Origin of the sequence: Aeromonas sp. MR7, from assembly GCF_963899385.1 — a bacterium.
In the GTDB taxonomy this organism is placed as follows: Bacteria; Pseudomonadota; Gammaproteobacteria; order Enterobacterales; family Aeromonadaceae; genus Aeromonas; species Aeromonas bestiarum.
Genome location: NZ_CAWQXH010000011.1, coordinates 1,008,165 through 1,022,709, shown reverse-complemented (window position 1 = coordinate 1,022,709; position 14,545 = coordinate 1,008,165). Strand labels below are relative to the sequence as shown.

The 14,545-nt window shown below is 64.8% G+C and carries 10 protein-coding genes; 8 read left to right on the top strand and 2 right to left on the bottom strand.

Annotated features, from left to right (window positions below; genetic code table 11):
* Positions 1-199 precede the first annotated feature (199 nt).
* Complete coding sequence (locus tag AACW87_RS09590) at positions 200-1,357, bottom strand: acyl-CoA dehydrogenase family protein (protein WP_241324842.1); 1,158 nt, start codon at positions 1,355-1,357, stop codon at positions 200-202.
* Positions 1,358-1,472: 115 nt separating this feature from the next.
* Positions 1,473-2,984 carry a CoA-acylating methylmalonate-semialdehyde dehydrogenase gene (locus tag AACW87_RS09585; RefSeq protein WP_241324841.1) on the bottom strand — a complete coding sequence of 504 codons (1,512 nt, stop codon included), beginning with the start codon at positions 2,982-2,984 and terminating at the stop codon, positions 1,473-1,475.
* 253 nt (positions 2,985-3,237) lie between these two features.
* On the opposite strand from AACW87_RS09585, the gene AACW87_RS09580 reads away from it, so the two are divergent.
* The 8 genes from AACW87_RS09580 to AACW87_RS09545 all read left to right on the top strand — a co-directional run bounded on the left by AACW87_RS09580 (position 3,238) and on the right by AACW87_RS09545 (position 14,164).
* Positions 3,238-4,395 carry an isovaleryl-CoA dehydrogenase gene (locus AACW87_RS09580; RefSeq protein ID WP_241324840.1) on the top strand — a complete coding sequence of 386 codons (1,158 nt, stop codon included), beginning with the start codon at positions 3,238-3,240 and terminating at the stop codon, positions 4,393-4,395.
* Positions 4,396-4,450: 55 nt separating this feature from the next.
* On the top strand, positions 4,451-6,052 hold the full coding sequence (locus tag AACW87_RS09575; protein WP_241324839.1) for a carboxyl transferase domain-containing protein: 1,602 nt from the start codon (positions 4,451-4,453) through the stop codon (positions 6,050-6,052).
* Positions 6,053-6,062: 10 nt separating this feature from the next.
* Entirely contained in the window at positions 6,063-6,902 is an 840-nt protein-coding gene (locus AACW87_RS09570) for an enoyl-CoA hydratase-related protein (RefSeq protein ID WP_241324838.1), read from the top strand.
* Between the two features lie 109 nt (positions 6,903-7,011).
* Positions 7,012-8,976, top strand: coding sequence for an acetyl/propionyl/methylcrotonyl-CoA carboxylase subunit alpha (locus AACW87_RS09565; RefSeq protein ID WP_241324837.1), 1,965 nt, complete (start codon positions 7,012-7,014; stop codon positions 8,974-8,976).
* Positions 8,977-8,990: 14 nt separating this feature from the next.
* Positions 8,991-9,935: a hydroxymethylglutaryl-CoA lyase gene (locus AACW87_RS09560; RefSeq protein ID WP_241325025.1), complete on the top strand. Its 945-nt coding sequence runs from the start codon at positions 8,991-8,993 to the stop codon at positions 9,933-9,935.
* Between the two features lie 74 nt (positions 9,936-10,009).
* Positions 10,010-10,420, top strand: a complete 411-nt coding sequence (locus AACW87_RS09555; RefSeq protein WP_043555852.1) for a MerR family transcriptional regulator — start codon at positions 10,010-10,012, stop codon at positions 10,418-10,420.
* A gap of 36 nt (positions 10,421-10,456) precedes the next feature.
* Positions 10,457-11,218 (top strand): substrate-binding periplasmic protein, encoded by a 762-nt coding sequence (locus tag AACW87_RS09550; RefSeq protein WP_241324836.1) that lies wholly within the window; start codon positions 10,457-10,459, stop codon positions 11,216-11,218.
* Positions 11,219-11,266: 48 nt separating this feature from the next.
* On the top strand, positions 11,267-14,164 hold the full coding sequence (locus AACW87_RS09545; RefSeq protein WP_241324835.1) for a DUF748 domain-containing protein: 2,898 nt from the start codon (positions 11,267-11,269) through the stop codon (positions 14,162-14,164).
* Positions 14,165-14,545 lie beyond the last annotated feature (381 nt).

The window sequence follows — 14,545 nt, the reverse complement described above, 5'->3', positions numbered from 1 at the left end:
AGCCTGATGACGTCTCGGAGGCAGATAATATGTTACGCCAGCAAGCGGCAGACGATGTGCCATCCCCAGCCCTGACATCGTCCTGGCAATGGTGCCTGTCCCCTTACTCCAGCGACAGACCAGCGTCTGCCAGCAGGCGACGGGCGATGATCAGCCGCATCACCTGCCTTGGCGCTCTCCAGGAAAAGCGGCGCCCCCCTTACTCCAGTGACAGACAGGGATCCGCCAGCAGGCGGCGGGCGATGATCAACCGCATCACCTCGTTGGTGCCTTCCAGAATGCGATGTACCCGGGTATCGCGCAGGTAGCGCTCAAGCGGATACTCGCGGATATAACCATAGCCGCCAAAGAGTTGCAGAGCCTCGTCACAGACGCGATAACCCACGTCGGTGGCAAAACGCTTGGCCATGGCACACCAGGCGCTCTTGTCCGGGCTGCCTCTGTCCAGCTTGTCGGCGGCCTGGCGTACCATCAGGCGTGCTGCCGCCAGCTCGGTGGCCATGTCGGCGAGACGAAACTGCACGCTCTGAAATTCGCTGATGGGGTGGCCAAACTGCTGGCGCTGCTGCACATGGGCCAGCGCATCGTCCAGCGCCTGCTGGGCGGTACCCACAGAACAGGTGGCGATGTTGATACGCCCGCCATCCAGCGCCTGCATGGCGAACTTGAAGCCTTCCCCCTCCTGCCCCAGTCGATAGCTGGCGGGAATGCGCACCCCGTTGAAGGCCACCTCCCGGGTCGGCTGACTGTTCCAGCCCATCTTCTCCTCCGCCTTGCCGTAGACAATCCCCTCACTACCGGCGGGCACCATGAAGGCGGAGATCCCCTTGGCCCCGTCACCTCCGGTGCGAGCCATCACCACCAGCACATCCGTGCTGCCCGCCCCCGAGATGAACACCTTGCTGCCGTCGATGAGGTAGTCCTCGCCGTCACGCACCGCACGAGTCTTGAGGGCCGCCGCATCTGAGCCAGCACCCGGCTCGGTCAGGCAATAAGAGCCCAGCAGTTCGCCGCTGGCGAGCCTGGGCACCCACTCCTCGGCAACAGCGGCAGGCAGCCAGCTGCCCAGCATCCAGCTCACCATGTTGTGGATGGTCAGATAAGCCGTGGTGGAGGTGCAGCCCATGGCGAGACGCTCAAAAATCAGGCTGGCATCGAGCCGGGGCAGACCGAGCCCGCCGTACTGTTCCGGGGTATAGAGGCCGCAAAAGCCGAGCGCCGCCGCCTGCTTGATGGTAGGGATGGGAAACTCGTGATCTCTGTCCCAGCGGGCAGCATGGGGTTTGAGCGCCTCATTGGCAAAGGCGGTGGCCGCCTCGACATAAGCCTGTTGATCCTCGGTCAGGGTAAAATCCATCTTGTCCGCTTCCTTGTATCCTTTGTCTGTTGTCTCTGTAGCCCACGCTCAACGCAGGCTGATGGTCAGGTTCGCGCCGGTCGGCATTGCCAAGTCCTGTGTCTTTTCGCCCCCCTTAACGCAGGCTGATGGTCATATTGGGGCCTGTGGGGATATCCTCGTCGAACCAGCGCTCAGTCACCGTTTTGGTCTCGGTATAGAAGCGCACCGCCTGCTTGCCGTAGGCGTGCAGATCCCCGTAAAAAGAGCCACGCCAGCCGGTGAAGGAGAAAAATGGCAGCGGCACCGGAATGGGCACGTTGATCCCCACCTGACCCACGGCCACCTCGTGGCGAAACTTGCGGGCCGCAGCGCCGCAGCCAGTGAAGATGGCGGTACCGTTACCGTAGGGGTTGGTGTTGATGAGGGTCAGCGCTTCGTCCAGGCTTTCCACCTCCAGACAGGCGAGCACGGGGCCGAAGATCTCCTCTTTATAAATCCGCATCTCTGGGGTCACACCGCGAAACAGGGTCGGCCCCACCCAGTTGCCGACCGGATAGCCGGGCACATCGCAGAAGCGACCATCGAGCAGGCACTCGGCCCCCTCCTTGATCCCCGCCTCGATGAGGCCCTCTACCCTGACTTTCGCCTCCGGACTGATGAGGGGACCATAGGCTGCCTCGGGATCGTGCCAGACCCCGGGTTTCACCTTGGCAAACTCGGCGGCAAGCTCGGGGATCCAGTCGCGGGCGGAGCCCACAAACACAGCCACGCTGATGGCCATGCAGCGTTGCCCTGCCGCGCCGACGCCGGCCCCCACCAGGTTGCTCAGCACCTGCCCCTTGTTGGCGTCCGGCATGATCACCATGTGATTCTTGGCACCGACGAAACACTGGGCCCGCTTGAGGTGTTCGGTGGCGGTGCGATAGACGTGAGCCCCGACCCGGGCCGAGCCAACGAAGCTGACCGCCTTCACATCCGGATGACACAACAGCGCATCCACCTGCTCGGCGCCGCCGTGTACAACGGAGAGTATGCCCTTGGGGGCCCCCGCCTCGGTGAACAGCTCGGCCAGCCGCATGGGGGTGAGCGGATCCTGCTCGGAAGGCTTGAGCACGAAGCCGTTGCCGCAGGCCACCGCCAGCGGGAACATCCACAGGGGTATCATGGCGGGGAAGTTGAACGGCGTGATGCCGACACAGACCCCCAGCGGCTGCACCCAGGAGTGGCCATCGACCCGGCGCGCCACGTTGCCCATGGTCTCCCCCATGGTCTGGCTGGCGATGCCGCAGGCCTGCTCCACCACCTCGATGCCGCGCCACACATCCCCCCTGGCATCCGCCAGATTCTTGCCGGTCTCCCGGGCCAGCAGGGAGGCCAGCTCATCGTGATGGGCCTTGAGCAGATGCTGGTAGTTGAACATGACCCGTGCCCGCTCGGGGGCCGGCACATCCCGCCACAACAGATAGGCGTCGTGGGCGCTGCGCACCGCGCGCGCCACCTCGGCCGGGGTAGCTTTGGGCACGCGTGCCAGCAGGCTCTGATCCGCCGGGTTGGTCACCTCGATCCATGCCTCGCTCGTGGAAGCGCAGGCCTCGCCACCGATATAAAGCGGCACATCGCCGTACTGGGTCTGATGGTTGCTCATGCCCTGCTCTCCTTGCTGGCAGACTGCAATGGGTACTGGCTGGTCATGCCGCTCACTCCTTGAGTTCGGTTGGTGGGGGGAGACGAGCCACCTTGCAGCCGCCACCCGACAAATTTACCTTAGACTAACAATCAATTTACGTTTACGCTAACGTAAACTTAACGCACAGATGGACTGACCAGTTTGCCCCCCCTATTTCGGCTCGTCGGGGCAACCAGACAGGTGAGCACCCGTCATTCAAAGGAGAGCAAGGATGCACGCAGTGATGGATGAGACCCTCCGCGCCCTGACCGAGCAGGTCGAGGCCTTCTGCCAGAAAGTGATAGCGCCGCGCGCCGCCGAGATCGATCAGAGCAACGCCTTCCCGCGCGATCTCTGGCCGCAAATGGGCGAACTCGGGCTGCACGGCATTACGGTGGCGGAGGAGTATGACGGCGTGAGCCTCGGCTATCTGGCCCACGTGCTGGTGATGGAGCAGGTGAGCCGCGCCAGCGCCTCGGTCGGCCTCTCCTACGGTGCCCACTCCAACCTCTGCATCAACCAGATCCACCGCCACGGCACCCCTGATCAGAAGGCGCGCTATCTGCCCGCCCTCGTCAGCGGCAAACACGTGGGCGCCCTGGCCATGAGCGAGCCGGGCGCCGGGTCCGACGTGGTCAGCATGCGGCTGACCGCAGATAAAGAGGGCGATCACTTCGTGCTGAACGGCACCAAGATGTGGATCACCAATGGCCCTGACGCCGACACCTTCGTCATCTATGCCAAGACGGATGCCAAGGCCGGCGCTAGGGGGATATCGGCCTTTATCGTCGAGGCGGGCACCCCCGGTTTCAGCACGGCCCAGAAGCTCGACAAGCTCGGCATGCGCGGCTCCAGCACCTGCGAGCTGGTGTTTGACAACTGCCGCGTCCCGCAACAGAACCTGCTCGGCACCCTGCACGGCGGGGTCAAGGTGCTGATGAGCGGCCTGGATTACGAGCGGGTGGTGCTGGCGGCGGGGCCGCTCGGCATCATGCAGGCCTGTATGGACGTGGTGCTGCCCTATGTGCGCGAGCGCAAACAGTTCGGTCAGGCCATCGGCGAGTTCCAGCTGGTACAGGGCAAGCTGGCGGACATGTACACCCGTCTGGCCAGCAGCCGCGCCCTGGTCTACTCGGTGGCCGCGGCCTGCGATCAGGGTCATGACAGTCACCTAATTCGCAAGGATTGCGCCGCCGCCATCCTGTTTGCCGCCGAGAATGCCACCCAGATGGCGCTGGATGCCATTCAGCTGTTGGGGGGCAACGGCTACATCAACGAATACCCCACAGGCCGCCTGCTGCGGGACGCCAAGCTCTACGAGATAGGCGCCGGCACCTCGGAAATCCGTCGCTGGCTCATCGGCCGCGAGCTGATGGGAGAGAATGCATGAAGCCTCTCCTATTACTCCCTGATATCGGTAGCAGCGCACTGACGGGGGAAGACGCATGAGCCGGATCCACTCCCGCCTCGACACGGCGAGCCCCGAATTTGCCGAGAGCCGCTCGGCCATGCTGGCACTGGTCGAGGATCTCAATGCCCGTCTCGACGAGATAGCCCAGGGCGGCGGCGAGGCCAACAACGCCCGCCATCAGGCCCGTGGCAAGCTGCTGCCCCGCGAGCGCATCAACCAGCTGCTTGACCCGGGCTCCCCCTTTCTCGAACTCTCTGCACTGGCCGCCTGGCAGGTCTATGACGAGCCTGTGCCCGCCGCCGGCATCATCACTGGGCTCGGCCAGATTGCGGGCCGGCTCTGCCTGCTGGTGGTGAACGATGCCACCGTCAAGGGGGGCACCTACTACCCGCTCACGGTGAAAAAGCACCTGCGCGCCCAGGCCATCGCCGAGCGGCTGCGCCTGCCCTGCCTCTATCTGGTGGATTCCGGCGGCGCCTTCCTGCCCATGCAGGATGAGGTGTTTCCCGACCGGGAGCACTTCGGTCGCATCTTCTACAACCAGGCCCGCATGTCGGCCCGGAACATCCCCCAGCTGGCGGTGGTGATGGGGCTGTGCACCGCAGGCGGCGCCTATGTGCCCGCCATGGCGGACGAATCCATCATGGTCAAGAACCAGGCCACCATCTTTCTGGCGGGGCCGCCGCTGGTCAAGGCGGCCACGGGCGAGGAGATCAGCGCCGAGGCCCTCGGCGGCGGCGAGGTGCACTGCGCCCATTCAGGCGTGGCGGATCACCTGGCCAAGGACGATGCCCATGCACTGGCCATAGCCCGCACGTTAGTTGGCAACCTGGGAGACCACACCACTTCATCCACTTCAGCCTACGAAGCCCCCTGTTATCCGATAGAAGATCTCTATGGTCTGGTGGGCACCAGCCTCAAGCGCGCCTATGATGCCCGCGAGCTCATCGCCCGCCTGGTGGACGGCTCCGCGTTTGACGAATTCAAGGCACTGTTTGGCACCACGCTGGTCACCGGTTTCGCCCGGATCGAGGGCATGCAGGTGGGGATCCTCGCCAACAATGGTGTGCTGCACAGCGACAGCGCCCAGAAAGGCGCCCACTTCATCCAGCTCTGCAACAGGCGCGGGATCCCCCTGCTGTTCCTGCAAAACATCACCGGCTTTATGGTAGGCAGTGCCGCCGAGCGAGAAGGCATCGCCAAGCATGGCGCCAAGCTGGTCACCGCCGTGGCCTGCAGCCGGGTGCCCAAAATCACCCTCATCGTCGGCGGCAGCTTCGGTGCCGGCAACTACGGCATGTGCGGCCGCGCCTATGAGCCCGACTTTCTGTTCAGCTGGCCCAACAGCCGCATCTCTGTGATGGGGGGCGAGCAGGCGGCCGGCGTGCTGGTGCAGGTGCGCCGCGACAAGCTGGCCGCCGAGGGCAAGCCATTGAGCGAGCAGGAAGCCGACGCCATCCGAGCGCCCGTGATCGCCCAGTATGAACGGCAGGGTCATCCCTACTACGCCAGCGCCAGGCTGTGGGACGATGGCGTCATAGATCCAGCCCAGAGCCGCACCGTACTGGCGCTGGCACTGGCCGCTTGTCAGGGGGCCGAGACAGGCCCGGAACAGTACGGCATCTTCCGGATGTAAGGAGTTCGACATGTCCGATCCACTTTTCAGCGGCGCCCAGCAAGGATTTCGCCTGGAGCGTCACGGTCCGCTGGCCGAGCTGGTGCTCTCGCGCCCCGCCTGCCACAACGCCTTCGATGCCGACCTCATGCTGGGGCTGCTCGATTGCCTCGACGATCTGGCCCATCTCCACGGTCACTCCCTCGCCGAGCGGCCTCATGCCCTCTTGCTGCGGGCTGAGGGCAGGCACTTTTGCGCCGGCGCCGATCTCAACTGGATGCGCAACCTGGCCCACGCCGATTTCGAGCACAACCGGGAAGATGCCCGGGTGCTGGCGCGGCTGATGCAAACCCTGGACGAGCTGCCCTTCCCCACGGTGGCGCTGGTGCAGGGCGCGGCCTATGGCGGGGCGCTCGGCCTTGTCTGCGCCTGCGATCTGGTGCTGGCGAGCGAGGATGCCCGCTTCTGCCTCTCCGAGGTGAGTCTGGGGCTGGTGCCTGCGGTGATCAGCCCCTATGTGGTGCGTGCCATGGGCATGCGCCAGGCGCGCCGCTACATGCTGAGCGCCGAGCCCTTCGATGCCATCACCGCCTGTCGGCTCAATGTGGCGCACCAGCTGGCCAAGCCGGAGCAGTTGCTGGTCGAAGGGCGCGCGCTGGCCCTGCGCCTGTGTCGCAACGGCCCGGAGGCGATGAAGGAGACCAAGCGGCTGCTGGCCGCCATCGAGAGCCACACCGCCAGCCTGCACGAAGAGAAAACCGTCGAGACCATAGCCCGGGTGCGGGTCGGACTCGAGGCCCAGGAGGGCATGCAGGCCTTCTTCGATAAACGTCCCCCCGCCTGGCGCCCCCGTTTCAAGGATGAAGCATGACCCAAGATCACCCCATCAAGCACCGGCTGATCGCCCACAGTGGCGAGGATAGCCGCGGTGCGGATCAACACATCAGGCCCCTGTGTACCTTTATCAGCGAGGCGAAAAAATGACCCATCAGGCTCCCATCAAGCGCCTGCTGATTGCCAATAGAGGCGAAATCGCCGTGCGCATCATCAAGACGGCCCGGCGCCTCGGCATCCACACCATAGCCCTCTACTCGGACGCCGATGCCTGCGCCATGCATGTGCGGGAAGCCGACGAAGCCTGGCATCTGGGGCCGGCTCCCGCCCGGGAGAGCTACCTCGACGCCGCCAAGGTGCTGCGCATCGCCCAGCAGGCCAAGGCCGACGCCATCCACCCCGGTTACGGCTTCTTGTCGGAGAACAGCGACTTTGCCACCGCCTGCGAACAGCGTGGCCTGCGTTTCATAGGCCCGAGCGGCGCCGCCATTCTCGCCATGGGCGACAAGTCGGGGGCCAAGGCGTTGATGCTGGCGGCTGGCGTGCCCGTGCTGCCCGGCTATCACGACGCGGATCAGCGCCCCGAGTGGCTGCGCGAGCAGGCCTTGTTGACCGGCTTCCCGCTCCTTATCAAGGCCGCCAGCGGCGGCGGTGGCAAGGGGATGCGCCGGGTCGATCGGATAGATGAATTCGACGCGGCGCTGGCGGCGGTGAAACGCGAGGCGCAGGCCGCCTTCGGGGATGATCATGTGCTGCTCGAACGCTATCTGGCCCGCGCCCGCCACGTGGAGGTGCAGGTGTTTGCCGATAGCCTCGGCAACGCCATCTATCTGGGGGACAGGGACTGCTCCTTGCAGCGCCGCCACCAGAAGGTGATCGAAGAGGCCCCCGCGCCGAACATAGCGCCTGGCCTGCGCCGCGCCATGGGCGAGGCGGCCGTCGCGGCGGCCAGGGCCATAGACTATCGGGGGGCCGGCACCATAGAGTTTCTGCTGTGCGGGGATGAGTTCTTCTTCATGGAGATGAACACCCGTCTGCAGGTGGAGCACCCGGTCACCGAGGCCGTCACCGGCCAGGATCTGGTGGCCTGGCAGTTGGCGGTGGCCGAAGGCAAGCCGCTGCCGCTCACCCAGGATGAGGTGGTGCTGCGCGGCCACGCGGTGGAGGCGCGCCTCTACGCCGAGGACGTAGCGGCCGGTTTCCTGCCCGCCAGCGGCCCCATCGCCTGGCTCAGCTGGCCCAAGGGGGTGCGCGTCGATACCGGCGTCGCCACCGGCGACGACGTCAGTCCCTATTACGATCCCATGATCGCCAAGCTCATCGCCCACGGCCAGAGCCGCGCCGAGGCCTTTGCCAGCCTGGCCGATGCGCTGGCGGCGCTGGAGCTTGGCCCCCTGGTACACAACGGGGCGCTGCTGCTGCGCCTGTGTCAGGAGCCGGACGTGCTGGCCATGGACCATCACACCCAGTGGCCCATCCCCACCGAGCCGCAAGCCATCCCTGAGCTCGCCTGGCCGCTGGCCACCCTCTGGCTCGCCAGCCGCAGTGCCGACGCCTCCCCCTGGCAACAGGCGCGCGGCTTTCGCTTGGGGGCCGGCAGGCACTGGACGGCGGCGGTGCGCATCGGCGAGGAGGCCCGGGTGCTGACCCTGTCCGAGCGCGCCGGCACGCTGACGTGGCAGGGGGGATCACTCCCCTGTGAGCTGGGCGCCGATCATATCCGCCTGCAGCAGGCAGGGCGCTGGCAGCGCTACCCCGTCAAGACGCTGACCGCCACCGAGTGCGTGTTGCTGCTCGATGGCCAGCGCATCCGCTTCTGCGTCGATGATCAACACCATCAGCTGCATCATGATCAGGACACAGGCGCCGCACAGGGCGCAACGGCCCCCATGCACGGCATAGTCGTGGCGCTGCTGGTCGAGACCGGCCAGCGCGTCAGCAAGGGCCAACCCCTGCTGGTGCTGGAAGCGATGAAGATGGAGCACGTCTTGAAAGCCGACCGGGATGGGGTGATCGAGACCCTGCAATGCAAACAGGGGGAACAGGTAAGTCAGGGGGCCATACTGGTGCGCTTTGCCGATGCCGTGGATCAACAAGAGAGCGGGTCATGAAGAGAGAATCAGGAATGCAGGATGACAAGGTGAGCCTGGTGGAGATGGGCCCGCGCGACGGCCTGCAAAACGAGGCCAGTACCCTGCCGCTCGTCCAGCGGCTGGAGCTTGTTCAGCGCCTCGCCGAGAGCGGCCTGCAGCGCATCGAGGTGGGGGCCTTCGTCTCCCCCAAAAAAGTGCCGCAGATGGCGGACTCCGCCGAACTTTTCAAGGTCCTGCCGCGCAAGGGGCCAACCCGCTATGGCGCCCTGGTACCCAACCTGCAGGGCTTGCAGGCGGCCATTGCCGCCCGGGCCGACGAAATTGGCCTCTTCACCGCCTGCTCCGATGGCTTTACCCGCGCCAACATCGGCATCGGCGTGGAGGAGTCCCTGATACGCTTCGCCCCTTTGGTGCTGGAGGCGCGCCGCCTCGGCATCAAGGTGCGCGGTTATCTCTCCACCGTCATCGCCTGTCCGTTCGACGGCCCTACCCGCCCGAAACGGGTCGCGGCCATGGCCGAGCGCCTGCTGGATCTCGGCTGTCACGAGATCTCCCTGGGCGACACCATAGGGGTCGGCACCCCGGGCACGGTTGCGCCCATGCTGGATGCTGTGCTGCACGAGATCCCGGCGGGCCGGCTCGCGGTGCACTTTCACGACACCTATGGCCAGGGGCTGGCCAACCTGCTGCCGGCGCTGGAGCGCGGCATACGCACCATAGACTGCTCTGTGGCCGGACTGGGCGGTTGCCCCTATGCGCCGGGGGCCTCCGGCAACGTCGCCTCGGAAGAGGTGGTCTATCTGCTGCACGGCCTTGGCATGAGCACAGGAGTGAGTCTCGATAAATTGGCCGCCACCGGCCAGTGGGTGAGCGAGCAGCTCGGTCGCCCCAACGGCTCCCGGGTCGGCCAGGCCCTGCACGCCAACGCCATGCGGCTTCGCGCCGCGCTGTCAACGGAAGCACAGCATGATCTCTGATCCCCCGCCAGGCGGGCCCGGCCTCCCAGGGCCCAAGCGACTGCAGACCCGATTTGCCACAGGAGCGCACCATGATGCCTGATCCCCTGCCCGGCAAGGAGATCACCTACAGCATCTCCGAGCTGGCCCACGAGTTTGATATCACGCCGCGCACCATCCGCTACTACGAGGATGAAGGCTTGATCACCCCGACCCGGGAGGGCCAGACCCGCATCTACAGCCACAAGGACAAGATCCGGCTCAAGTTGACCCTGCGCGGCAAGCGGCTCGGCTTCAGCCTGGCGGAGATCCGCGAGCTGTTCGACATGTATGACACGGACAGATCGAGCAAGACCCAGCTTCACTCCATGATCCAGCTCATCGACGCCAAGCGCCAATCCCTGCGCCAGCAGCTGGAAGACATCCAGATGGTGATGGCGGAGCTGGAGGCCGCCGAGCAGCGCTGTGCAAATTCCCTCAACAGCTTGAAAACCAGCGCAGATTAACCGAATCTGGGATCATCTCACCGCCTGGTGCCCCCCATGAAACGCTGGTGCTGCTGGTTGTTATTGCTCTGCTCCACGGCATGGAGCCACCCCCTGATCAAGGTCGGGGGCTACCCTTATGCCCCCTTCGTGGTCAAGGAGGGTGACAACAGCTATCGCGGGCTGACCCTGGATCTCATCGCCGAACTCAACGAGATCCAACGGGACGTGCGCTTCGTGTTCGTGCCCACCTCGGCCTCCCATCGCTACCAGGCGCTGGCGTTCGGTCGCTTCTCCCTCATGCTGTTCGAGGACATCCGCTGGGACTGGAACGCGGATCAGGTGCGCATGACCCGGCCCCTGCTGCTGGGAGGCGAGATCTATGTTGCGCTCAAGGCACCGGGGCGGGATCAATCCTTCTTCGAGCACCTGGAGCAGCGTCGGCTGATCGGCGTCACCGGCTATCACTACGGGGTCGCCGATTTCAATGCCACCCCGGAGGATCTGAAGCAGCGTTTTGACATCACCCTGGTCAAGGACAACATCAGTGCACTGCAGGGGCTGTTCAAGGGGCGCGGCGAGGTGGCCATGCTCAACCTCTCCTACCTGAACCAGTTCAGCAAACAGTATCCGCAGCAGGCCGCCCGCCTGCTGCGATCGGACAAATGGGATCAGCAATACGAACTCAGGGCGCTGCTCAGTCCGACGGCCAGCGTCTCGGCCAGCCAGCTGGAAGCCTGGCTGGCCGCGTTGCAGAGCAGTGGAAGACTGACACGCCTTTGGACAAAGTACGGCGTACAGCATCAAGCGGCACCATGATCATCGCCTGAGATTTTGGTACCCTATGCGCATCAATTGGAGACCTTCATGCCCAAGCCCCTGCGTGCCCGCCTGCTGCGCTACGTCCTTTACTCTTGCGCCGTATTGCTCATCTCCCTGTTCATCCTGTTATGGCAAGCCCCCACCCTCACCCAGCGTCACCTGCCGGGCTGGCTGGCCCAGCATTATGGTCTGAACCTGACTCTGGGGGAGATAAGCGTCGGCCTGCGTCACCCCTCCCTCACCATAGGTCCCTCGGCACTGCTCGATGAAAAACAGCAACCCATCATCGCCTTCGAGCAGTTGCAGGTTATCCCCGCACTTGGCGAAAGCTGGCGCCAGAAGGCCATCATACTGAGCGACGCCAGCCTCACCCGGCCGGCGGTGCAGCTTGTTCGGCTCCCGGACGACAAGGGGGCCATCCGCTTCAACCTGACCGAGGCCCTGGCCCGTTTGCTGGCCCCCACGCAGACGCCCGAACCGGCCGGCGGCGAACCGCCCCTGGTACAGATAACCAGGCTGGCCGCCACCGGGGGCCATATCCGCTATCAGGACAGTCGCAAGAGCAGCAGCCCGGGCTGGGTGCCGCCGCTCACCCTGAGCGGGATCGAATTGCAGTTGCCGGATTTCACCACGGCGCCGACCCACACCAACCAGTTTCAGTTGAGCGCCAGCCTCAACCAGCGCAGCCCGCTCAAGGCCAGCGGCCAGCTCGACATCATGACGGGGGCAGGCAAGGGCCGGATCAGCCTGGGCAAACTGGCGCTCTCGCCCTTCGCACCGCTCTGGGCCCCCTATCTCAGGGTCAATCTGGTGAAGGGCGAGGCCAGTGCCGAACTGGATTACCGGCTCACGCCGGGCAAGCAGGGGCTGGATTGGCAGCTCGCCAAGGGCAAGCTGACCCTGAACGACTGGCAGCTCAGGCAGAGCAAGGGTGCCGAGTTTGCCCGCTTCAAGCAGCTGGCGCTGGCAGGCATTGCCATGGATGGCGGCAAGCAGTCGATCCAGATCGACAAGATAGCGCTCAAGGCCCCGGCCATCAGCGCTGTGCTCGATGCCAACCAGCAGCTGGATCTGGCGGCCCTGCTGATCCCCCAGCCACCGGTCAAAACGAGTAAGGGCGCAAAACCGGCCGCACCGGGCAAACCCTGGCGCTGGAGCCTCAAGCAGACACGCATCGAACAGGGCGAGCTCAAGCTGACCGAGTCGAGCAGCGGCAAGCCGCAACTGCGGGAACTCTCCGGGCTGAACCTCACCCTGGGCACCCTGAGCAGCCAGGCAGGCCAGCGCAGCCCGCTCACCCTCAATGCCACCCTCAACGCCCAGAGTACGCTGGGGTTTGACGGCGCCCTCACCCTCACCCCCTTCACCCTCGACGGGGATATCAAGCAGGCAGGGCTGCCCCTCAAGTGGGCCCAGCCTTACCTCCAGGATCTGCTGCGCATCAGCGTGCGCGATGGCCTGCTCGCCAGTCGCACCAAGCTGGCCATCGCCACCGATGCCAAGGGGACACTGAGCCGGCTCGACGTCACGGGCGGGCTCGACATCGAGCGTCTCAATGTGCTGGATCGGGCCGACAATCAGCGTCTGCTGCAGATAGAACACCTGCAATTGAGCGGACTGCAGTATGACGGCATCAGCCAGCAGGTGAAGATTGGCGACATCTTGCTGCGCAAGCCCTTTGCCCGCATCGAGATCGACGAGGACAGGGTGACCAACGTCCAGCAACTGCTGCTGCCGCAAGCCGCCACTACCAAGCCGGCCAGCGGGCCCGCCCCCCGCATCACCATAGATCAGGTCCGCACCGAGCAGGGCAACCTGCGCTTTGCCGATCGCAGCCTGAGCCCGGAGTTCGTGGTGGACATCGCCTCCCTCAGCGGCCAGAGCCGCCATATCAGCAACATTCCCGGCCAGCGTTCGGATCTCGCCTTCAACGGCAAGGTTGACCGCTATGCCCCCGTGACTATTCGCGGCGGTACCAACCTGCTGATCGAGCAGCCGGTGCTGGACGTGGCCGTCACCTTCAGCAACCTGGAGCTCACCACCTTCACCCCCTACTCCAGCACCTATGCGGGCTATGCCATCGACAAGGGCCAGCTCTCCATGAAGCTCAACTACAAGCTGCAGGGCAACCGGCTAGAGGGGGACAACGACATCACCATCAAGAAGCTGCAACTGGGGGAGAAGATCAAGAGCGAGCAGGCCAAGGATCTGCCGCTGGGGCTGGCCATCGCCCTGCTCAGCGACGCCAATGGCGTCATCCAGATGAACCTCAAGGTGAAGGGCAATCTGGATCAGCCGGACTTCAGCCTGGGCAACATCTTCTGGGATGTGCTGAGCAACACCCTGAGCAAGGCCATCACCTCCCCCTTCTCCCTGCTCGCCTCCCTGGCTGGCGGCACCGAAGATCTGGACGAACTGCCCTTCCTGCCCGGTGAGCCGGATCTCACCCCCACCCAGCAGGAGAAGCTGGCCAAGCTGGCGCAGGCCCTCAAGGAGAGGCCCAAGCTCAGCATGAACATTCGCGGCAAGGTCAACTTCAACGAGGAGCGCCCCATCCTGCAGCGCCAGAAGCTGGAACGGGCGCTGGCCAAGATCACGGGTGCACCGGTCGATCTCGCCCTGCTGGAGCAGGATCCCGCCCTGCAAGCGGCGCTGGCCGAAGCCTATGAGGCGCGCTTCAACGAGGATCTTGGGGATCTGGCCGATCGGCTGAAACTGGATGAGTCGAGCCCGGCCCTGCGCGCCCAGGCGGAGATCCTGCTGCGGGATCAGCAGCTGATCACCGCCAAGTCCCTGCGCAACCTCGCCATGCGCCGTGCCCAGAACACCAAGGAGTATCTGGTGGATACCCAGGGGATAGTGCCGGAGCGGCTGTTCGTGCTCGACAGCCAGGTCAAGGAAACAGACAAGGATGCCAAGGTCGTCCTGACCCTGGATGATTGACCAACAGCGGGGGGCCGAGAGGGTTCCCCCTTGCTCACCATGCCTGTTCCCGTTGTCTTTTTGCATCGCCCCGCCTTGTCCACGGCGACCATTTTCCCCATAGCACCGCCATATGGCGGTGCTATGGGGGGTCAGGCTGCTGGCGCCGGTACGACAATCCGTGCTCCCTTCCCCGGATGCCTCGCTCTCGTTAGCCCGTTAGCCCGTTAGCCCGTTAGCCCGTTAGCCCGTTAGCCCGTTAGCCCGTTAGCCCGTTAGCCATCATGCGCTCCCTTCTCCGCGGCCCTGCCAAACCGGCTTGCTCCCAACATAAGCCGAGATCTGTCCCAGCTTCATATGGCAGTGGCATATTCTTGTCTGATGGCATATGAGACTATTTTT

Coding starts and splice junctions, on each gene's coding strand:
- AACW87_RS09590 (WP_241324842.1), bottom strand. CDS start 1,357: ATGGATTTTACCCTGACCGAGGATCAACAGGCTTATGTCGAGGCGGCC.
- AACW87_RS09550 (WP_241324836.1), top strand. CDS start 10,457: ATGAAACGCTGGTGCTGCTGGTTGTTATTGCTCTGCTCCACGGCATGG.
- AACW87_RS09580 (WP_241324840.1), top strand. CDS start 3,238: ATGCACGCAGTGATGGATGAGACCCTCCGCGCCCTGACCGAGCAGGTC.
- AACW87_RS09560 (WP_241325025.1), top strand. CDS start 8,991: ATGCAGGATGACAAGGTGAGCCTGGTGGAGATGGGCCCGCGCGACGGC.
- AACW87_RS09570 (WP_241324838.1), top strand. CDS start 6,063: ATGTCCGATCCACTTTTCAGCGGCGCCCAGCAAGGATTTCGCCTGGAG.
- AACW87_RS09545 (WP_241324835.1), top strand. CDS start 11,267: ATGCCCAAGCCCCTGCGTGCCCGCCTGCTGCGCTACGTCCTTTACTCT.
- AACW87_RS09555 (WP_043555852.1), top strand. CDS start 10,010: ATGCCTGATCCCCTGCCCGGCAAGGAGATCACCTACAGCATCTCCGAG.
- AACW87_RS09565 (WP_241324837.1), top strand. CDS start 7,012: ATGACCCATCAGGCTCCCATCAAGCGCCTGCTGATTGCCAATAGAGGC.
- AACW87_RS09585 (WP_241324841.1), bottom strand. CDS start 2,984: ATGAGCAACCATCAGACCCAGTACGGCGATGTGCCGCTTTATATCGGT.
- AACW87_RS09575 (WP_241324839.1), top strand. CDS start 4,451: ATGAGCCGGATCCACTCCCGCCTCGACACGGCGAGCCCCGAATTTGCC.